The sequence below is a fragment of the Nostoc sp. DedQUE07 genome (assembly GCF_034530975.2).
GTDB lineage: Bacteria > Cyanobacteriota > Cyanobacteriia > Cyanobacteriales > Nostocaceae > Nostoc.
Map to the genome: position 1 here is coordinate 1 of NZ_JAVRCC020000072.1, position 22213 is coordinate 22213.

The window sequence follows — 22213 nt, forward strand, 5'->3', positions numbered from 1 at the left end:
GAAGGAATAAAGCTGTACTGAGTTTTTTTCACGCAATCAAATATGAGTCCTATAGGAAATCTATCTGCTAGAAGACTGATTTCCATAACTTGTTTTCTTGGATACATATTTCCTTTTATCCCTTTAGTGCGTAAATTTTAGAGATAACAGTGTTTAGTAAGAGTAAATGTTGGATATATTTGCCAAACCAAAATATCATAATCTTTGTTTAGGCATTAAACTCGCGACTCAAGGCTAAAAGTATGACTTTATCGATCGCACATTTGGGGCCTCCCGGTACTTATGCAGAACAAGCAACTATTTTTTATGCCAACTGGTTGAGCAAAAGTAGGGCAATTGAAGCTAGATTATGCCCCTATCCCAGCATTTCCCAATCACTGCAAGCCGTTGCGAATGGTCAAGCGCAGTTGGCTGTTGTACCAGTGGAAAATTCTATTGAAGGAAGTGTTACTACAACACTGGATACACTTTGGCAATTGGACAGTTTGCGAATTCAGTTGGCTTTGGTATTACCCATTGCCCATATGTTAATTTCTTGTGCGTCTAATTTAGATAGTATTAAAACTGTTTACTCTCACCCACAAGCTTTGGCACAATGTCAGGGATGGTTAGAGCGGTTTCTGCCGACTATACAGATTATTCCTAGCAATTCTACAACCGAAGCACTACAGCGATTGGAGCAAGAGACAACAACAGCAGCGATCGCTTCTAGTAGAGCCGCTCAACTCTACAAATTGCCGATACTTGCCAGTAACATCAACGACTATCCAGAAAACTTTACTCGTTTTTGGGTAGTAAGTCAGGGGGAAGTAGACGCTGGATACCAAGCAACAAGAGCGCCTGCTAGTCACACATCGCTGGCTTTTAGTATGCCTGCCAACACACCCGGAGCATTAGTCAAACCTTTGCAAATATTTGCTCAACTAGGGATTAACCTCAGCCGGATTGAATCTCGTCCGACGAAGCGATCGCTAGGCGAATACTTGTTTTTCGTAGATTTAGAAGCAGATGCCAAGGAAGCACAAATGCAATCTGCTTTAGCAGAATTAACTACCCACACAGAGATTTTAAAAATTCTTGGCGCTTACAATGTTTTACCGATCGCCGCCGTTACTTAAAAAGTTAGAAGTTATTTGTTAAGAGTTATCATTTATGATTTACCAGTTTTCAGCTAGAAAATATAAATTATAAGTTGTCGATCTTTTATTTTTGTTTTTTCTTCCTAACTCCTTACTGTACAGACGCGATTAATCGCGTCTCTACTCCTCACTTTTGACTAAATGTATCTTTGAGAACAGCGCGAGCTGCCAAGTGATTCCGAGTAGAAGTTAAAATTTCTGCTTCCCGCTCTAGACGGGTTACAGTATCTTGCATTTCTAACAATAATTGCTGCTCTGCGGCGACACCATAAAGATTACTGGCTACCCAATAAGATAACTCTGTTGGTAGATCGGGCAAATCTTCTGGCAATTCAATATTTTGTTCGGTTAATTTGGCTGACAGACGCACCACATCTCGCAGTAGTTGTTCTACTTCAGTTGATAAAGGTCGCAAATCTTTACTAGGTGGTTGGTCTTCAATCCATTCAACTAAGCCAACGCGATATGGTTTTTCACGAACATACTCTAAGACACGAAATCGTTGCTGCCCTAAAGTCATCATCTTGATCCGATCGTCTGGTAGCCGCTGGTGATGAATGATTTCAGCACAGCAACCAGTGTTTGCAATTGTACCTTTGACTGGATCGAACATCAAAACCCCGAACCTGCGATCGCTTTCCAAAATCGTATTTATCATGATTCGGTAGCGAAATTCAAATATGTGCAGGGGTAATGGCCTGGTAGGAAACAGAACTACTTCGGGTAACGGGAACAGAGGTAGTTCGCGAACTGCAATTTTAGAAGATGATGTCATTGTTACTTTGGTATAAACTTAATCTTTAAAATTTCTTTTTCTCTGCTTTTCCCGTACTTTATGTACATTCTATCATTTGTTTCCTAGCTAAATAAAAGCCCTGAGATATATTTCTTCAGGGCTGTGTAAATATTCATACTAATGTAATTTGTCTTTTGTCCTTTGTCCTTTGTCATTAGCAAAGGACAAATGACCAATACTTCGACTATGCTCAGTACAAGTGACTAATGACTAAATTAAAGTTTGACTTCAATATCTACACCCGATGGTAGATCCAATTTCATCAGGGCATCAATAGTCTTAGAAGAGGGCTGGTAAATGTCAATAATCCGGCGATGAGTACGGGTTTCAAAGTGCTCCCGTGAATCTTTATCTACGTGAGGCGATCGCAGCACACAATAGATCCGGCGTTTTGTTGGTAAAGGAATTGGGCCTATAGCTGTAGCGTTGGTGCGGTTAGCTGTGTCTACAATCTTCTCGCAAGATGTATCTAATAAGCGCCTGTCAAAGGCTTGTAAGCGAATTCTAATCTTCTGCTGCTGTAGAGTTGCCATCTTTAATTTTCCAGGTTCTGCGTAATTAGGGGAGTATTTACAGGTTAAAGGTTACAGGGTAAAGGTTACAGAAAACTATTACCTGTCCCCTGTAACCTATTACCTTATTTATAAGAGGGAAGAGAAAGGAGCAGAGAGGCAAAATACATACCATCTCTGCTCCTTTGTGATGAGCAAAAAGGTGCTTGCTACTTGATAATTTTGGAGACGACACCAGCACCGATGGTGCGACCACCTTCGCGGATAGCGAAGCGCATTCCTTGTTCAATCGCGATCGCGTTGATCAATTCTACTGTCATCTTGATGCGATCGCCTGGCATCACCATTTCTACTTCTTTGCCTTCATCGGAGGTGTAAGCTTTGATGGTGCCAGTTACATCAGTTGTCCGCACATAGAACTGGGGACGGTAACCAGCGAAAAATGGAGTCTTACGACCACCTTCTTTTTCTGTTAGGACATAAACCTCACCTTCAAATTCATTGTGAGGTTTAATCGAACCAGGTTTGGCGATAACCATACCCCGTTCAATATCAGCCTTCTGGATACCCCGGAGTAGTACGCCAGCGTTATCCCCAGCCATACCTTGGTCGAGACTCTTCTTGAACATCTCAATACCAGTTACGGTAGTGGCGCGAGTATCTCTGATACCCACTAGTTCAACGTTATCACCAACTTTGACTACACCGCGCTCAATCCGACCGGTGGCGACAGTACCACGACCTGTAATTGAGAAAACGTCTTCTACAGCCATCAGGAAGGGTTTATCAACATCCCGCTCAGGAGTGGGGATGTAAGAATCTACAGCATCCATCAATTCGTAGATTTTGTCTACCCAAGGATTTTCACCGCGTTTGGTCTTGGGATTCTTGGTCATTGCTTCTAGAGCTTGCAGACCAGAGCCTTTGATAATGGGGATATCATCGCCAGGGAAATCGTAGCTAGAAAGCAGTTCTCTAAGTTCTAGTTCTACTAGTTCCAAGAGTTCTGGGTCATCCATCAAATCTTCTTTGTTCAAGAAGACAACCAGACTGGGAACGCCTACCTGTTTTGCCAACAGGATGTGTTCGCGGGTTTGGGGCATAGGGCCATCGGTAGCAGCAACTACGAGGATACCTCCGTCCATTTGGGCAGCACCGGTGATCATGTTCTTCACATAGTCAGCGTGCCCTGGACAGTCTACGTGAGCATAGTGCCGACTTTCGGTTTCATACTCTACGTGAGCAGTATTGATGGTAATACCCCGTGCCTTTTCTTCTGGGGCATTATCAATTTGGTCGTAGCCCTTAGCTACAGCTTGACCAAGAGCTGCCAATGTCAGGGTGATGGCTGCTGTCAAGGTAGTTTTACCGTGGTCAACGTGGCCAACTGTACCGATATTAATGTGGGGTTTATTCCTTTCAAACTTTGCGCGTGCCATGAATGCTCATTTCCTTATTTTAACTAAGCGTTCCCTTTGCTTTTTGCAATGATAGTTTCAGCTACGCTGCGAGGCACCTCTTCGTAGTGGCTGAACTCCATCGTGAAGGTACCCCGACCTTGCGTTTTTGACCGAATATCAGTGGCGTAGCCAAACATGCTCGCCAATGGAACTTTGGATGTTACCTTAGCGAGTCCCTTTTCGGTGCTTTGGCTTTCAATCTGCCCTCGGCGGGTGTTAAGGTCGCCAATGACGTTCCCCATATAGTCTTCAGGAACTTCAACTTCAACTTTCATCATAGGTTCTAAGATGACAGGTGAAGCTTTCAGTACAGCCTCCTTCATCGCCATTGAGCCAGCGATTTTGAAAGCCATTTCTGAAGAGTCTACATCGTGGTATGACCCATCAATTAGCGTTGCTTTAACGTCAATCAATGGATATCCAGCTAGAACACCGGATTCACAGCTTTCTTTCATTCCTTGTTCTGCGGGGCCAACGTACTCTTTAGGTACTGTACCGCCAGCAATTTTGGAAACGAATTCAAAGCCAGTACCGGGTTCTCCAGGCTCCAAATTGATCACAACGTGACCGTATTGACCTTTACCACCACTTTGGCGGATGAATTTGCCCTCAACTTTGTTCACAGCTTTCCGAATTGTTTCTCGGTAAGCTACTTGTGGGGCACCTACATTCGCTTCCACCTTGAATTCTCGTAACATCCGGTCTACTAGAATTTCTAGGTGTAGCTCTCCCATTCCCGCGATCACGGTCTGGTTTGTTTCCGGATCGACGCGGACACGGAAGGTGGGGTCTTCTTCTGAGAGAGATTGCAGAGCCTTGGACAGTTTGTCCATGTCGTTCTTGGTTTTGGGTTCAACCGCCACCGAGATCACAGGCTCAGGAATGAATAGGGATTCCAGAATTACTGGCGATCCATCATCACAGAGGGTGTCACCTGTCAAGGTGTCTTTCAATCCCAGAGCTGCTCCTAAATCACCCGCTCGCAGTTCATCGACATCTTGCCGATCATCTGCCTTCATTAGAACTAAGCGGGAGATCCGTTCTTTTTTATTCTTACTAGCGTTGAGAACGTAGCTGCCCTTTTTCAGGACACCAGAATAAACTCGAACAAATGTCAGGCGACCATAAGGGTCAGCCATAATCTTGAATGCCAGAGCTGCTAGGGGTTCGTTGTCATCAGCCCGCCGCTCAACAGTATCGCCATTGGGTAGTAAGCCTTGAATCGGCGGTACTTCACTTGGCGCTGGCAGGTAATCTACAACGGCATCCAGCATCAACTGCACGCCTTTGTTTTTGAATGCTGAACCGCAAAGTACTGGTACAATGGTTCCCGCAATTGTGCCTTTACGCAGGGCAGTCCGAATTTCCTGTTCTGTTAGTTCTTCGCCCTCGAAGTACTTAGTCATCAGAGCATCATCGGTTTCTGCTGCGGCTTCGATTAGCTTGGTGCGGAATTCTTCTACCTGCGCTTGCAATTCTTCTGGGATATCGGTTTCCTGGATATCAGTACCTTGGTCATTGGCGTAAATATACGCACGTTGTCCTACTAGGTCAACGATACCTCGGAAGTCATTTTCACTACCAATTGGTAGTTGAATGGCGATCGCATTCGCCCGTAGGCGATCGCGGATTTGGTCGTGAACTTTATAAAAGTTCGCTCCGGTGCGATCCATCTTGTTGATAAAGGCTATCCGAGGAACTTTGTAGCGTTCTGCTTGACGCCACACTGTCTCAGACTGCGGTTGCACGCCGCCCACAGAACAAAATACTGCGATTACACCATCCAACACGCGCATGGAACGCTCAACTTCAATTGTGAAGTCTACGTGACCCGGAGTATCGATAATGTTTATTTGATGATCTTTCCAACTGGTACTGATGGCAGCGGCAGTAATGGTAATTCCCCGTTCCCGCTCCTGCTCCATCCAGTCTGTGACGGCAGTTCCTTCATGAACTTCGCCAATTTTATGAATTATCCCAGAGTAAAATAATATTCTCTCTGTTGTTGTTGTTTTGCCCGCATCTATATGCGCCGCAATACCAATGTTGCGTACTTTCTCTAGCGGGATCGTGCGTGCCACAGCTACCTCCTATAGTTTTTGCCTCATGATATCTTGTATATTACTCTTTGTTAAGATTCTATACTTTTAGGGAAAACCGTCTTTTTGTGTAAATCTACGATATACCGCTTCGGCAAGGCGATATATCGCTTTTTTACTTAGTAACGATAGTGTGCGAATGCTTTGTTAGCTTCCGCCATCCGGTGCGTTTCTTCGCGTTTGCGAATCGCATTGCCAGTTTCGTTGGCAGCATCCATTAACTCATTTGCCAATTTGCTGGCCATTGTCCGGCCTGGTCTGGAGCGGGAATATTGCACTAACCAACGCAGTGCTAGGGTAGTGCCCCGTTCTGTACGCACTTCCATTGGTACTTGGTAGGTTGCTCCACCAACTCGCCGAGCTTTTACTTCTACTAAAGGCGTGGCATTTCGCACTGCTCTTTCAAAGGTTTCCAAAGCACCAGCACCAGTGCGTTCTTCAATAGTTTTTAATGCATCATAAACAATGCGTGCGGCAAGTGATTTTTTGCCATGACGCATGATCCGTCTGATAATCATGCTCACAAGGCGACTATTATATACTGAGTCAGACGGAACTGGGCGCCTTTGAATAACACCACGACGAGACATACTTCACCTTTAATTCGGAATTGGCAACGAAATTATATGCTATCAGACACCGGAAACTAAAAGCGGTAGAACCCAACCCTCAGACTTCCTCAATTTTTTTCGACCGTTGCAGCAAGGCTGACTTATTTACTGCCAATTTTTGATTTTTGATTTTGGATTAAAAGTTTTTGATATATATTCCGATCCCAAGGATCTGAAAAAATCAAAAGTCTTTAAGTCTAATTCCCTTGTGGGTTCGACCAATCCAAAAGACGCTCGATAACTCGCTAACGCTACGCTATCGCAAATCTAAAATTGTTTAACTTGCTATCTGCAACTAAATACTCAAGGCGACAAGATTATAAACTTTAATGTTCAGATGAGAAATTAGCTGTAGATTACAGGATTTTCCTCCTCAGAACTTCTACACTTGCTCGCTTAGTGTAGATGTAGCTTGCTTGATTTTTTGAAACAGACTTTAGCAGCCTTCATAACTACTGTTAGAACAAAGACGGCGCTCCTTCTTTTGCCCTTCAGCTTTTTTAAGGTAGACGATTAATCGTGTTGGATGCGATTAATCGCCCGATCCTATTTTTTCGCTTCTTTAGGACGCTTGGTTCCATACTTGGAACGGCCTTGCTTGCGGTCTTTAACTCCGGCTGTATCTAGGGTGCCACGGATAATGTGGTATCTCACGCCTGGTAGATCCTTAACCCGACCGCCACGAATCATCACAACTGAGTGTTCTTGTAAGTTGTGACCAATGCCTGGAATGTAAGCTGTGACTTCAAATCCAGAGGTAAGTCTGACTCTTGCTACTTTGCGTAGGGCTGAGTTAGGCTTTTTTGGTGTGGTCGTATATACTCTGGTACAAACTCCCCGACGTTGGGGACATTGTTTCAGAGCCGGGGACTTGGTTTTCTGACGCGCTTGTTCGCGCTCATTTCGTATTAGCTGCTGTATTGTTGGCATGAGTTACAGCGCGTAAAGCTGCTTATGGTCTAAGTTTTAACAAATCCTGATTATATCTTTTTTGACGGCTTTATGTCAATTGCTATTTTTCCTTAGTGATCGAACATCTGTTTTTTGAATTGTTCAATCATTAAGGACTCAAGGAGAAAGAATTGCCACAGCCACAGGTAGCGATCGCCTGGGGATTGTGGAAGCGAAAACCACCACCCATTAAGTCTTCTGAATAATCAACTTTCAAACCGTTGAGGTAATTTAAGCTTGCGGCATCTATGACCACTTGAATCTCATCCAAGTCGAAAACCTGGTCGTCTACTTTTATTGCTTCATCGAAGGACATATCATAAAAGAACCCGGAACAACCACCTGGTTTTACTGCCAATCGAAACAAGACATTTGGCTGCTTGGACTTTATTCGCCCAATCTCACTTACGGCTGCTTGACTCAGATGAATCATGGAACTCGTTTTTTGCAATTGAATACCCCATCTTCCATTTTACAGATAGGTTGACCCTTGCTTGTGTAAAATTCCAAATCACCAAAGGCATGAGCGCGATCGCTATTACTACATTTATAACACTAACATGCTTCAGTCCCCACCTTGACTAGGTAGGGACTTCTGGGGTGTAGTAGTTCGTTTACAAAGACGGTTTACACAAACAAAAATGTATTCAGTTTTGGGGTTAGAGCTTTAATAGCGTTCTTTTGATTTTAATCTTTGGTACGGGCATAGTCATCTTGGTACCGGATAATATCATCTTCTCCCAAGTATTCGCCATTTTGGACTTCAATCAATACCAAGGGGATCACGCCAGGATTCTCTAAACGATGAGATGTACATTGGGGTACATAAGTTGACTCATTATTGCTCAGTAGTACTTCTCTCTCACCACAAACTACTCTAGCTGTACCAGAGACGACAATCCAATGTTCGCTGCGGTGATGGTGCATTTGTAGACTGAGGCGGTGTCCGGGCTTAACTTCGATGCGCTTAATTTTGTATCCGCGCCCTTCTTCTAAAACTGTAAAAGCACCCCAAGGACGTAATTCTGTTGCAGCAACGCCCCTGGAAGTTATGTTTGGAGGGAGGTGTAGAGTTTCAGTCTGTGTAGTTTCTTGATATCGAGCCATAGTTACCTCATTTGAAGACATAACAAACCGTTGGTACTCTTAATTATTGATAAAAAAATCTGGCGCTATCTTGCAACCTTGGAAATCAGCAATTTTGTCGCACTTTGATAAACATAGCAAAATCAAACCTTATGGTGTAAACCATTACTACTAAAATTCTGATGTTTACACCAAGTCTTCATCAAGCAAAATGATAGCTTGTTCTAAACTTTAAAAAAGATGGGGCATGGGGCATTGGGCATTGATGATTTAGATCCCTATTCCCTCATTTTCGTGGTTGCAGGAAAATACCAATTCCGTTGTGAACACGAGCAGCGGTACTGGGCGATCGATCGAGTAGTTGCCCTCCTAAGTAGAGGCTGGTAGAACTACCGCCATCTAAATTTAAAGCATTCACACAGCCCATGAGTTGCATCAATTGAGCATGTTCTGCCAAATTAGGCCCATAACCGCCGACACGATTATGTGTGGCAGTAATCATCAGTGTGCCTGTTTCTGTTGTGCAAATACCGCTACGAATAGCTTTTTCGGCAATAAAGGCATTGCTGAATTTTTCGCCTTTGGCATCAAGGACAATTTGACGATTTTGGACTAATAGCGGCCCAGCACCGATAATGTGGGGATAACGACTAAAATCTGTAGGAACAGTGGTGCTGGAAATACTTACTGTGGTTCCAATAGGTAGCTGGGAGGCAGCACTAGCAGCGTTGGCGCGTAAGGCTAGTAGGTAGCCATCCTGGGGAATGGGAATCGGCGTCTCACCAACTTTGCCGCCTGGTAGCTGATTAATAATTTGATCTTTCTGCACCACTAAGATAATTTCGTTATCTGTTAAGGGCGTGTAAGTTGCTCCCCAAGCTGAGGTGTAACGAGCAATGCCACTTTGAATGTAACCACTGTTGAGAAATAGAATTGGTAAGCGCTGGTCATTTGCTGCAATTAAAGTTTCTTCTAAAGTGAGACGACTGAAGTAAAATTGGCCTGAATTATTCCAAGCGATCGCACCCCGGTTAAGAATCGGGCCTGATAACCACTGATTATCCCGACGAATCGCACCCAATGGCAATTTATTATTACGGTTAAAATAACCACCATTAACTCCAGCTACTGCTAAGTAACGTTGTGCTGTTTGAATTAAGGGAGCAGTACCCGCAAGTCCATCAGGACTAGCCCATATAGGTTTCAATGTTAGCCCAAATTTACGAGGATTAACTTCTAACCAGACCACTGGAAAGCGTTCTGTACCTAAGCTGACATAATGCTGTCGCCAGCGCAATCCTGGGGCCCAAGTAATATCTCGTTCTTCTAGAGGATCGGGTCGAATATTGATAATCAGGCGATTGGGGTTATCTATAGTACTAAGTTGAGGCGATAGACCAAAGGGAACGCTCAGACTAATAATCGTTTGGTTTTTCACCACCTCTACTTTTTGAATCAGTGGTTCAGGTGCTGCTGGTATTGGTTGTGTTGGTGTAGCTGGTGATAATTGCTTGAGCAGGTTTGGCAGCAATGTTGGTGGTGCTGCTGCTGGTGGCTGGGGAGTATAGCGTTCTATCAAAACGGGATCGGCTATTCCATCGAGGGTAATTGCCCACTCTCGATTTGGTGGTGCAGTGGGTTTGGGAGTTGGCGTGTCGGGATCGGAGGATGGAGTTTGGGGTTTGGCGATCGCTGACCCTTGTACAACTTGCCAGGGAGTGGGACGATCTAAATTGACAAGAATCCGAGTCTGTTGCAAAGGAGTACTTGCCTCTGGAGGTTCCTGACTCTGAACAATATTTGTGATTTGTGTTTTTGGGGTAGCAATCACCAAAGTGTTGCCATTAGCTTGAATTTGCCAGCCAGATGTTTGAGCAAAATTAGTGATATCCAGATAGCGATATGCTCCTAGTAACCTAGTGGCTAATACCAGTGGCTTTGTCACCGACGAAAACCACTGTATTGGTTGCTTCGCTGAATTACTACTGTTTAAGAAATTTACTCCAATTAATTGCCTGAATGCCCCATCACTGAGATGAGTTGTCACCTGTCCAGATTTTCCAGGTCGCTGTAACCAAGTTCCTGCTAAAGTACGACCATTGAGGGAAATTTGATTACCAGAGGATGCCACACCTGTTAAAGGAGGTGCAGGTGACTGTGAGATTAACCTGGATATAAATTTGGCCGTTTTCGGGGACTCCTGGGCGTTGGTAGCACAAGTAGTCGTTAAGCACAGTACTGTTAAAAGTATTGGTGACACAGTAGCCCGGAAGAATCTGCGATCGCCCTTGGCATTTGCAGAGCCATCACTAATCTCTGATTGGCAACAATTCGGCATTTTTACCATAATTTACTAGGTACTTTGGAAAACTATTACCCAAGGTTTAAACTAACCAATTATTTGGAAATATCAAGGAAAGATGACTTTATTTTTGAATAAATATGGTAATCTATATATTGGCTACTTGTCTCTTTTAGACAAATATTAGACACACATTAATTTATTTAGACGCTAAAGCCACTGCAACCTAGTTTTTTAACTCCCAACTAATTCTAACCACACTATATACGGTAGTTTTGGTTATCAAAACTGGATTAAGATATTTAATCCTGCCGATAGTTGCTACTGTTATTACTTCAGTAATGTCTAGTTAATAGTAATACATGCGGCAACTGGTAAGCGGCAAAATTCTGGACAACAAAAATATTTGGGAATTGTCAAATGGGTATATATTGTAATACGCTGATTTTATTGCTGGATCGGGATAACCAAATAATTACTAATTCGTAATTCGTAATTCGTAATTAAAAGGGTACACCAGCTCAGACTCAATTTTTAATTCAATGGTTAACAAAACAATGGAGGGTAGAACCCCTCACTGATTGCAACCACGAATTAAGGTAGCGTAGCGTAAAGCCTTTAGCATAGCTTCTCTAAGAAACGCAAGGCGACTGCTTAGAGTGAGTTCTTGATTGTCACGATCGATTACTAATTATCTGGGCTTTGGCTTAAAAAAATAGTGCAGCGTTCAGTTTTAGTTTTGTTTCAGGTGAGCCGAAATAGGCTCCATGAATAGCTAGTGTGCATCTGGAAAAAAGGGATTGAGAAAATACTTAACTTCAAAATATAAAAAAGAAACTGTCAGGGCAAAAATAATGTCTTGGCGGAGGTAAATTGTCTAACACCGCATAAACACATAAAAAACACGCAATCATTTTAACACGGGAGAACTGATAAAGGAAAACCGAAGTTAAAATTTTTTTTCCCTAAATTTCGGTGCTTATATATTTTTCCATCGCTGAATTTAGAAATTTTTTCCCACAATGTAGTGGCAAAATTGGTAACTCAATACTTCAGGAACAGGGTATGAATAATAAACCGATGAATCAAGACCAGAAAATCACAGCGAATATCAACTCAAGAGATACCTATCAGGGGCAAAAGTGGTTAATAGAGGAACGAGATGCCTGTGGTGTAGGTTTTATTGCTCATCGCCAAAATCATACCAGCCACGAAATTGTCGAAAAAGCCTTAGCTGCTTTAGCCTGTTTAGAACACCGGGGAGGTTGTAGCGCCGATCGCGACTCTGGTGATGGTGCTGGAGTCTTGACAGCTATCCCTTGGGAACTGTTCCAACAAGACTTTGCCCAAAGAGGGAAGGAATTTCCATCTAGCGATCGCATAGCTGTGGGAATGATATTTCTACCACAAGACCAGCAAGCTGCACAACAAGCGAGGGCGACTGTCAAGCAAGTAGCTGCTGAAGAGAAATTAATTGTATTGGGTTGGCGAGTAGTACCAGTGCAATCTGATTTGCTGGGAGTACAAGCAAGAGAAAATCAGCCCCAGATTGAACAAGTTTTGTTAGCCTCTGTTGACAAAAGCGGTGATGAATTAGAACGGCAGTTGTACATTACCCGCCGCCGAATTAGTAAAGCTGCAACTAACATCTCAGAAGAATTTTATATCTGTTCGTTGTCAAGTCGCACAATTGTCTACAAAGGCATGGTGCGTTCTGCTGTCTTGGGCAGCTTTTATGACGATTTAAAAAATCCAGCTTATAAAAGCGCCTTTGCTGTTTATCACCGCCGCTTTAGTACCAATACCATGCCCAAGTGGCCCCTAGCGCAACCGATGCGGCTTTTGGGTCACAACGGCGAAATCAATACCTTATTGGGTAACATCAACTGGATGATGGCACGAGAAGCTAGCCTGAATCATCCTGTATGGGGCGATCGCATTCAGGAACTCAAGCCATTAGTTCATATTGATAACAGCGACTCAGCTACCCTAGACAACGTAGTGGAATTGCTGGTTTGCTCTGGACGCAGCCCCTTGGAAGCTTTAATGATTATGGTTCCAGAGGCTTATCAAAATCAGCCTTCTTTACGTGAATCTCCAGAAATTGTTGATTTCTACGAATATTACAGTGGTTTGCAAGAAGCTTGGGACGGGCCAGCACTTTTAGTATTCAGCGATGGCAAAAAAGTTGGTGCAACTCTAGATCGTAATGGTTTAAGACCAGCTCGTTACGCGATTACCAAAGATGATTACATTGTTGTAGCTTCAGAAGCTGGTGTGGTGGATTTCCCAGAAGCCGATATTGTCGAGAAAGGTAGACTCGGCCCAGGGCAAATGATTGCCGTGGATTTAGAAAATCATGAAGTGCTGAAGAATTGGGACATAAAGGGGCGCATCGCCAAGCAGCATCCTTATGGAGAATGGCTGCAACAGTACCGTCAAGAATTAAAGTCATTAGTCATTAGTCATCCGTCATTAGCAAATGGTAATGGCAAAGGAGAATTGATAAATGACCAAGGACAATTGACTATTGACAAGCAAAACTTACTTCAGCGTCAAACTGCCTTTGGCTACACCACAGAAGATGTAGAAATGGTGATTCACCCAATGGCGATCGCCGGTTCAGAACCAACTTTCTGCATGGGTGATGATATTCCTTTAGCCGTGCTCTCACAAAAGCCCCACCTGCTTTATGACTATTTCAAACAGCGCTTTGCTCAGGTGACGAACCCGGCGATCGATCCTCTCCGGGAAAAGTTAGTGATGTCTCTGAAAGTTGAACTAGGCGAACGGGGTAACTTATTAGAACCCAAGCCAGAATATGCTCGGAGATTAAAACTCGAATCGCCAGTGTTAACTGATGGTGAATTAGAGGCGATTAAGCTGTCAGGATTTGCCACGGCTGAGTTGTCAACTCTATTTGCGATCGCTAGCGGCCCAGAAGGATTGAAAGCCGCAGTGCAATCTTTGCAAGCACAAGCAGCTGAGTCAGTCCGGGCAGGTGCAAAGATTTTAATATTAAGCGATCAAGCTAATGACAGTCTCAACACAGAATATACCTACATTCCTCCCCTATTAGCAGTGGGTGCAGTGCATCACCATCTGATTCGTGAGGGGTTGCGAATGAAAACATCCCTGATTGTGAATACTGCTCAATGTTGGAGTACCCATCACTTTGCTTGTCTGATTGGCTATGGTGCTGGTGCAGTTTGCCCATACATGGCTTTAGATACGGTGCGTGATTGGTGGTCCGATCCCAAAACTCAAAAATTAATGGGTGTGCAAAAAATTCCCACCCTCACGCTAGAACAAGCTTTAGGAAACTATCGCAAAGCTGTAGAGTCAGGTTTGCTGAAAATTCTCTCCAAAATGGGAATTTCTCTGCTATCCAGTTATCAAGCAGCCCAAATCTTTGAAGCTATTGGCATCGGTGGAGATTTAATCGACCTGGGATTCCGTGGGACGACTTCCCGCATCGGTGGTTTAAGTGTTACCGAACTTGCTGATGAAGTGCTTTCCTTCCACGTCAAAGCTTTCCCAGAACTAACGACCAAGAAGTTAGAAAACCTGGGCTTTGTGCAGTACCGTCCTGGCGGCGAGTACCACATGAATAGCCCCGAAATGGTTAAGGCGCTGCATAAGGCTCTAAATGACAAAAACTACGACCACTACGAAGTTTACAAAAAGCACCTCCAAGGCAGACCAGTAACAGCCTTGCGGGACTTGCTGGACTTCCAAGGCGATGCCCCGTCGGTTCCTCTAGAAGAAGTGGAATCGGTATATGAAATAGTCAAGCGCTTCTGCACAGGTGGGATGTCTTTAGGCGCTTTGTCAAGAGAAGCTCACGAAACTTTAGCGATCGCCATGAATCGCATTGGCGGTAAATCAAATTCTGGAGAAGGCGGCGAAGACCCAGTGCGCTACACAGTTCTAGATGATGTAGACGAGTCTGGTTACTCGCCAACCCTACCTCATTTAAAAGGATTGCGAAATGGCGATATAGCTCATAGTGCCATTAAGCAAGTTGCATCGGGACGCTTTGGTGTCACACCAGAGTACCTAGTTAACGCCAAACAAATTGAAATCAAAATTGCTCAAGGTGCCAAGCCTGGGGAAGGTGGACAACTGCCAGGGCCCAAGGTGAGCCAATACATTGCGATGTTAAGGCGCTCCAAGCCAGGTGTGACGCTGATATCGCCACCACCGCACCACGATATTTATTCGATTGAAGACCTAGCACAACTGATTTTTGATCTGCACCAAATTAACCCCAAAGCACAAGTGTCGGTGAAGCTAGTTGCAGAAGTTGGCATTGGCACGATCGCGGCTGGTGTAGCGAAGGCAAACGCTGATATCATCCAGATTTCTGGTCATGATGGTGGTACAGGTGCATCGCCACTCAGTTCGATTAAACACGCTGGTTCACCGTGGGAATTGGGTTTAAGTGAAGTGCATCGCGTCTTGATGGAAAATGGTTTGCGCGATCGCGTGATTTTACGCGTAGATGGCGGACTCAAGAGTGGTTGGGATGTGGTAATAGGTGCATTGATGGGCGGTGAAGAATTCGGTTTCGGCTCCATCGCTATGATTGCTGAAGGCTGTATTATGGCGAGAGTTTGCCACATGAATACCTGTCCTGTGGGTGTTGCTACTCAAAAAGAAGAACTGCGCAAGCGGTTTACGGGAATGCCGGAACAAGTTGTCAACTTCTTTTACTTCATTGCTGAAGAAGTGCGGAGTTTGTTAGCCCGACTTGGCTACCGTTCTTTGTCAGAAATCGTTGGACGTGCAGATTTATTAAAACTGCGCCCAGAAGTAAATCTCACCAAAACGAGATCGCTAAATCTCGACTGTTTACTTCAGCTACCAAATAGCAGAGACAATCGTAGCTGGTTGGTGCATGAAGAAGTCCACAGCAACGGCGTGGTTTTGGATGACAAGTTCCTTGGCGATCCTGACATTCAGGCTGCTATTAGGGATCAGTCTACTGTCACCAAGACTTACCCAATTATCAATACTGACAGAACAGTGGGCACAAGATTAGCGGGTGCGATCGCTTCTCAATACGGTGACAGTGGCTTTGAAGGACAAATTAATCTCAACTTTACAGGTAGTGTTGGGCAAAGCTTTGGTGCTTTCAACCTCCCAGGCATAATTCTCAGCCTAGAAGGAGAAGCAAATGACTATGTAGGTAAAGGGATGCATGGTGGTGAAATCATCATCAAACCTCCAACAGATGCTACCTATAACGCCTCACAAAATGTGATAGTTGGCAATACCTGCCTTTATGGTGCTACTGGTGGCATCTTATTTGCCAATGGTCTAGCAGGAGAACGCTTTGCTGTGAGAAACTCCAAAGGCATCGCAGTGATTGAAGGCGCTGGGGATCACTGCTGTGAATACATGACAGGTGGTGTGATTGTCGTCCTTGGCAAAGTAGGACGTAACGTAGCCGCTGGAATGACTGGTGGACTCGCATACTTCTTGGATGAAGACGACTCATTTCGTGAGTTAGTCAACCCAGAAATTGTCAAAATTCAGCGGGTGATTACCGAAGTAGGTGCAAAGCAACTGCAAGAATTAATCCAAAATCATGCAGAACGCACTGGTTCACCAAAGGCGAAGAAAATTCTGCAAAACTGGCAAGAATTTTTGCCGAAATTCTGGCAGTTGGTTCCGCCTTCTGAAGCTGATAGTCCAGAAGCCAATCCTGAAAAAACAACTGAGTTCAGTTTAGTAAGCAGTCATTAGTAACTATAACCGTTCTCATACTCTGCCTTAAGGCATTCTCCCGGCAAAGAAGTTGCACAAACAGGTACTCTGCGAAAACCCCTTTAGATACCTAAAGCAGTCACCTGAATTTCCCTCTTAAAAAGAGCGTAGGAGAAAATATATTCCCCCTAAAAAAGGGGGAATATTCACTAACTGATTCACAAATGAACTTTAGACTAAGACTACAAAAGTGACCGAGCAATTAAATCCTGTCAAAGTCTAAGTAATAAATTCGAGTTCGGCACTGTCCTGAAATCTACCTAATTGAGTATAGAAGGCATTACCTAAATCCTGGTACACTGCACTATAAATGTTTACCAACAAATTAGGATTTGTCTATAAAAATGCTTATAGAAGATCAAGCTCCCGATCGCCAAACGTCTGAAGAAGAACGTTTTCAAGATGATTATTATTCATACTTTGAATCTCCTGAAAATGCTACCCGATACACCCCATCAGTTTGGTATCTCGATTGGGCTTTTAAGCAACGTTCCTTCTCTTTGTTAGATTTGGGATGTGGCAATGGGGCTTTGAACAAATATCTACCTGAGCGATGTGACTACCTTGGGATAGATCATAGTGAAGGTGCGATACAATACTGTTCAAAACTATACCCCAAGCAGAAGTTTATTGCTAAAGATTTATCGGTAGCACTGCCAGAATTAGCTTCAGAAAATCAAAAATTTGATGCCGTTGTGCTAGCTGGTTTGCTATTTCATAATGTTGACAAGGAAACACTAGAAAAAAACGACGATCGAGAACTCGTTCAATTCTGCTTGGATAAACTAATAAGCGACAAAGGATATTTGGTGCTTATTATACCTTTTGCTTATGGCGAACATCCATCTCATAATTTATATGTTCGGGCAGAATGGTTACAAAACTTGCTAGAAAAATTGCTGAAAGTTGTAAAGGCAAAAATTGTTTACGAGAATATTTCTCTGCAAATTGACTTGGACAAAAAAGTTCAACAGCAGAAGACGACTCCTGACTGGTTCGTGCCTGATAGCACTACTGATTATTCCAATAAGTACGCTGGAACATATATGGCAACTTGGACAGTTATAGCCTCTCCATAGCTAGATTAAACCGCCATCTAAATAAGCAAAATTATTCATCAACTTTTAAGTTGATTTTTTTTATTTTTGCACTAGGAACTAGTCTAAACTCCAGTCCCAAATGCATCTTACCCACAAAATATAATTTTAGTTTTTAGCCAATTACTATTGAGCAATTGCCCATAATTAATAACTATTACTTTTTGTTAGCAAGCAACTTTTGGTCTGTATCTTCCATTTCTAAAAGTTCTGGAATAGTCACAAAGCGATAGCCTTGCTTTCTAAAGTTGCTAATAATTTCTGGTAAAGCTTGCACAGTTCTAGAACGATTACCACCACCATCATGCATTAGCACAATCCCACCAGGTTTAGAATCTTTAATCACGTTATCGATCAACTTTGGTACAGTTGGTAACTTGTAGTCTGTGGAATCAGCAGACCACATCACCACGGCATACTTTTGTCCTTTTGCATAAGCTGCTAATCCATTGTGCAGATTGCCACCAGGCGGTCGGAAGAGATTTGTTTTAGCACCTGTAACTTGATAAATTAAGTCTGTTGTGCGCTCAATTTCAAAAGCAGCTGCTTGTTGATTAAAGAAGTGATACCAGTGATGCCAAGTATGGTTGGCAATGACGTGACCTTGAGCGACAATCTGCTTTCCTAACTCTGGATAATTTTTTAGGTTCTGCCCGACTACAAAAAACGTCCCTTTGATATTATTTGATTTTAGAATATCTAGCACTTGCCCTGTGGTCTGAGGCCAAGGACCATCATCAAAGGTAAGAGCAATCACTTTCTCACCCTGAGTAAGTTTTGCAGCTTTGATGATTTCCCCTTGAAAGCGTCTTGGTATGGGGTAGGCTAGACCCTTTGTTTGTGCTTCTTGTTGCCACCTTGTAAGCATCTCCGCCTTTAATTTCTCAATGCGCTGCTGAGTTCCTACGTTTGCAGATACATCCTTGATATTTATACTTGGTCTATTCTGAGCATCCGAAGCATTTGGCCTTAGAAGCATCATAAAAGCAAGACTAAAAACACCACCTAAAGCAAGTAGCGCAATTAATATTCCTTCTGGCCACAGAAACGACTTATTATTTTCCACCTCAAAGCTCCTTCAAAGATCGAACCATCACCACGGTTATGACGGTACGTTATAGCACATTTTTATTAGATATTTAGATACCAGTTACTTTCTGGTAATCATGAAAATTGAAATTGGTACTAACGGGAATTCAGAATTGATTAAGAGCGACTATATTGCTTTAACTAAAATCTATATGCTCTCGATTTGGACAGCGTTGAATATACAATACTTGGTACTGTTTAATTTCAACCCAGTTATCAAAGGTAAGCTTTGCGCTTCCACATTCTTACCACTAGCTCTAAGAAGCAGAGGAACACAATCAAATAATTAACCACACCCCAAAATCCTTTTAAATAGGAGTTATGAATTAGTTGCTGTTTTTCAGTTCACCGCTAAGGCAGCATTATCCTTTCAAGTTTTATAGCTTTTCAAATAAGATGAACTCAGTTGTCATACCTACAATTTGTACTTTTAGCAAACTAAAGTTTTTTAGTCAGGCTTTCTCACTGTAAAACTGTATAGTTTACAACTTAAGTGAATTGTTTGATTAACATACAAAACTACTTAAAAAGGTAGGGCCTCTTTAAAATAAGACTCTGGCAAACTATTAGTTCTATTCTTGATAAGATATATTTTACTGCCTGTTGCGATTGTTTCCTTTTTAAGAAAAAGTTAAATTTTTAACTGACAGAATGTTACCTTGTACTTTCTATGAAATAGACCAGACGAAAATTGATTCAATATAGTTTCTCATTGGCAAGGGGCATTTATTGTTTCAATCTAGTCACCTTTGACTCATTCAAGAAAAATAATTCTATCAGCAGCTTACTTCTGTTTCGGATGCTGATACTTTAGCTCAAATTGCTAGTAGCCTTCTGTCTGTGAATGTTTTTTTCGATAATTAAGTATGTTTATATCTTAATTAATAGTACAGTTTAATATGCACTGTCACCGTGTAATTACGGAAATTAATTTTGTACATATAGGCAAGTGATTAAAATCACAATATAATACTATTTATCCATTGAAGCAATAAAGCCTATATTTCATCTTTGAAAGTAGTATTTTTGACTAAAAACGCGGTTTTTAACCAAATTTATGCATTTAAAAATAGATTTAAATTTTGGCTAGGTTTATGTAATTTTACTTAAAAAGGAAATTTTCTTGTAACTCAACCTCCAGGAAGACAGCCCGACGATCGCGGACTCGCTAACGCTGCGCTATCTGCGTTTTTTCAGTAAAGTGAGGTAGATACTGTCAAACATGAGGTAGACTATTTTGCAACTCACAACCAATTTTATGTTTAAAGAAAAAACCTACTGGTTGTATCACTTTAGCAGTCTGTAACTAGCCGATCTTGCAGGAAGAAACAAAACTTCCGATTCTCTCATAACTTGCCTTATAATTACAGCAATTAAAATTTTTATTTTTAATAATCTATTTAGCAATCCTAATTATTAGTTTATATTACCTCAGACAAGTCATAGTTTCTTTACAGTACTTTTGCTTATCTTTAGCAAATGGGTAAGTGTATTATTTAATATCTGTATAAATTGAGCCTAAATCCTCTTTTCCTATTAATATAACTTTTGAGTCAAAATAATCAAGGTATTTGTCTCACTTCTGAAACTGGCTAGAAACTTTTATGATTCCTCACGAAAGTGATGCAAAAAAAGAGCGTGCGTCGTTAAAAGTATGGCGTAGTTGGCAAGAAAATCTGATCTTAATAGCGATCGCACTGTGTTTGGCATTCTTAATCAGGACTTTTATCGCCGAACCGCGCTATATACCTTCTGACTCAATGTTGCCCACCTTACATACTGGCGATCGCTTGGTAGTTGAAAAAATCTCCTACCATTTTCACCCTCCCATAACTGGCGATATTATTGTTTTTCAGCCACCCGCAGAACTACAACGTCGAGGATATCCCAAAGACCAAGCGTTTATCAAGCGAGTTATTGGTCAGCCTGGTGAGGTAATTAGTGTTGCTTCTGGCAAAGTCTACCTCGACGGTCAACCCTTAGCAGAAGACTACATCGCTGAACCTCCAAATCAGCCATATCAACCAGTGAAAGTCCCAGAAGACGAATTTTTTGTTATGGGAGATAATCGCAACGATAGTAATGACTCTCGCTATTGGGGCTTTTTACCCAGAAAAAATGTCATCGGTCGGGCAACGTTTCGCTTTTGGCCTCTCAATCGCATTGGGTTCATTTAATCAGTTTTAGATTTTGGATTTTTCTTTCAATCCAAAATTGCCAGAGTTAGGAGTTATTTTAAGACTTCTAACTTTTAACTTAAAATCTCAAATAATACATTATCTGGGCGATCGCATCACCAGTTAACTCCAGCCGTCGCTGGAAATCAGCCAGGTTACGGTAGGGCCCGGCTGATTGCCGATTTTGCACCACTGCTTCCGCCAGAGACAAATCTATAAATGGGATTTGTGCTAATTTTTCAACGGTTGCTGTGTTCGGGTTGAGTAAATGGGTAGGATTTTCTAAAGATTCGTGGTCATAGTAAATAAAATTCAGCAGAGGCTTTAATGGCTCTAAGCGCGGCGCTGGTATCCCCAAAGCCGCAGCGATATCTTCAATACAGTAAAATTTCACACCCGAATGTGAAAGTTCCACAAGCGATCGCGCTTGGTGAATTGACAAACCTGGTAGGCGTAACCAATCATCTACAGTCGCTTGATTAGCATCAATGCGAATACCTAATTGAGCTGCAATCTGAATTTCTTCTCCAGATTGTAGGCGATAGTAGGGATCGTTGAGGAGCTTGGCGCGGAGTTTTTGCAGTCTGGAATTTAAAGGTAGCCAGTTATTCATGATTGTTGCTTACCTTAAGAAATCTGGTCTAGCAATTGGCGGCGCTTTTGCTCAAATTCATACTCTGAAATCAGTCCATCTTGGCGCAGAGCATCTAATTCCCGCATTGCGTCAGCGATCGCTCCTACCTGATTTATCGCCTTTTGTGAGTTCCTCGCTGCTGACTTGCCGAGATTAAAATTACGATCGAAAGCTTCTTCGTCTTGGGCTAAATACCAAACTCCCTCAATCGCACTAGCTACCTTGGGGATCGGCGTCCAGGAAAGCAACACATACAAAACACCCCACAGCGGCTGTCCCAGGTAGAATTTATGTAATCCTGAAATTGTCAGTGTGCCAGAAAAAGCTAAAACAGCGGCAACACTTCGGCTTTTGCGCTTAGTCAACATATTTCTAATAAATATACGAATACCATAGTTCCGACAATAAGACAGCCAAAAGGCACACAAACAATTCATCCCTAACTAAATCTTCCCAGTCCCCAATTCCCAGTTCCCAGTCCCCAATCC

General features: G+C 42.6%; 16 protein-coding genes. 4 read left to right on the forward strand and 12 right to left on the reverse strand.

Annotation, left to right across the window (positions count from 1 at the left end):
• Positions 1 to 242 precede the first annotated feature (242 nt).
• On the forward strand, positions 243 to 1118 hold the full coding sequence (gene pheA / locus RMZ95_RS31195) for a prephenate dehydratase (protein ID WP_322684885.1): 876 nt from the start codon (positions 243 to 245) through the stop codon (positions 1116 to 1118).
• Positions 1119 to 1266: 148 nt separating this feature from the next.
• Here pheA and RMZ95_RS31200 read toward each other — a convergent pair whose 3' ends face one another.
• The 9 genes from RMZ95_RS31200 to RMZ95_RS31240 form a co-directional block, all read right to left on the reverse strand.
• Positions 1267 to 1914, reverse strand: coding sequence for an LON peptidase substrate-binding domain-containing protein (locus RMZ95_RS31200; RefSeq protein WP_322684886.1), 648 nt, complete (start codon positions 1912 to 1914; stop codon positions 1267 to 1269).
• Positions 1915 to 2150: 236 nt separating this feature from the next.
• Entirely contained in the window at positions 2151 to 2468 is a 318-nt protein-coding gene (gene rpsJ / locus RMZ95_RS31205) for a 30S ribosomal protein S10 (RefSeq protein ID WP_008232935.1), read from the reverse strand.
• Positions 2469 to 2656: 188 nt separating this feature from the next.
• Entirely contained in the window at positions 2657 to 3886 is a 1230-nt protein-coding gene (tuf, locus tag RMZ95_RS31210; RefSeq protein ID WP_118168986.1) for an elongation factor Tu, read from the reverse strand.
• Between the two features lie 23 nt (positions 3887 to 3909).
• Positions 3910 to 5988, reverse strand: a complete 2079-nt coding sequence (gene fusA, locus RMZ95_RS31215; protein WP_322671964.1) for an elongation factor G — start codon at positions 5986 to 5988, stop codon at positions 3910 to 3912.
• A gap of 137 nt (positions 5989 to 6125) precedes the next feature.
• Positions 6126 to 6596 (reverse strand): 30S ribosomal protein S7, encoded by a 471-nt coding sequence (gene rpsG, locus RMZ95_RS31220; protein ID WP_069070112.1) that lies wholly within the window; start codon positions 6594 to 6596, stop codon positions 6126 to 6128.
• A gap of 567 nt (positions 6597 to 7163) precedes the next feature.
• Positions 7164 to 7547: a 30S ribosomal protein S12 gene (gene rpsL, locus RMZ95_RS31225; protein WP_012410236.1), complete on the reverse strand. Its 384-nt coding sequence runs from the start codon at positions 7545 to 7547 to the stop codon at positions 7164 to 7166.
• Between the two features lie 130 nt (positions 7548 to 7677).
• Complete coding sequence (locus RMZ95_RS31230) at positions 7678 to 8001, reverse strand: HesB/IscA family protein (protein WP_099099761.1); 324 nt, start codon at positions 7999 to 8001, stop codon at positions 7678 to 7680.
• Between the two features lie 254 nt (positions 8002 to 8255).
• Positions 8256 to 8675, reverse strand: a complete 420-nt coding sequence (locus tag RMZ95_RS31235) for a cupin domain-containing protein (RefSeq protein ID WP_322684887.1) — start codon at positions 8673 to 8675, stop codon at positions 8256 to 8258.
• 265 nt (positions 8676 to 8940) lie between these two features.
• Complete coding sequence (locus tag RMZ95_RS31240) at positions 8941 to 10992, reverse strand: phosphodiester glycosidase family protein (RefSeq protein ID WP_322684888.1); 2052 nt, start codon at positions 10990 to 10992, stop codon at positions 8941 to 8943.
• A gap of 1029 nt (positions 10993 to 12021) precedes the next feature.
• Between RMZ95_RS31240 and RMZ95_RS31245 the strand changes: the two genes are divergently transcribed.
• Both RMZ95_RS31245 and RMZ95_RS31250 read left to right on the forward strand, forming a co-directional pair.
• Positions 12022 to 16707, forward strand: coding sequence for a glutamate synthase-related protein (locus RMZ95_RS31245; RefSeq protein WP_322684889.1), 4686 nt, complete (start codon positions 12022 to 12024; stop codon positions 16705 to 16707).
• Between the two features lie 365 nt (positions 16708 to 17072).
• A complete protein-coding gene (locus RMZ95_RS31250) occupies positions 17073 to 17807 on the forward strand; it encodes a class I SAM-dependent methyltransferase (RefSeq protein WP_322684890.1) in 735 nt (244 codons plus the stop codon).
• Positions 17808 to 17982: 175 nt separating this feature from the next.
• On the opposite strand, the gene RMZ95_RS31255 is transcribed toward RMZ95_RS31250, so the two are convergent.
• The gene (locus RMZ95_RS31255; protein ID WP_322671968.1) at positions 17983 to 18891 is read right to left on the reverse strand and encodes a polysaccharide deacetylase family protein; all 909 of its coding nucleotides are present in this window, start codon (positions 18889 to 18891) and stop codon (positions 17983 to 17985) included.
• 1627 nt (positions 18892 to 20518) lie between these two features.
• Here RMZ95_RS31255 and lepB point away from each other — a divergent pair.
• Positions 20519 to 21091 (forward strand): signal peptidase I, encoded by a 573-nt coding sequence (gene lepB / locus RMZ95_RS31260; RefSeq protein ID WP_322671969.1) that lies wholly within the window; start codon positions 20519 to 20521, stop codon positions 21089 to 21091.
• A gap of 79 nt (positions 21092 to 21170) precedes the next feature.
• On the opposite strand, the gene RMZ95_RS31265 is transcribed toward lepB, so the two are convergent.
• Positions 21171 to 21704 (reverse strand): helix-hairpin-helix domain-containing protein, encoded by a 534-nt coding sequence (locus RMZ95_RS31265; RefSeq protein ID WP_194042369.1) that lies wholly within the window; start codon positions 21702 to 21704, stop codon positions 21171 to 21173.
• A 14-nt stretch (positions 21705 to 21718) separates the two neighbouring features.
• Positions 21719 to 22093 carry an NINE protein gene (locus RMZ95_RS31270; protein ID WP_194042368.1) on the reverse strand — a complete coding sequence of 125 codons (375 nt, stop codon included), beginning with the start codon at positions 22091 to 22093 and terminating at the stop codon, positions 21719 to 21721.
• Positions 22094 to 22213: the final 120 nt, after the last annotated feature.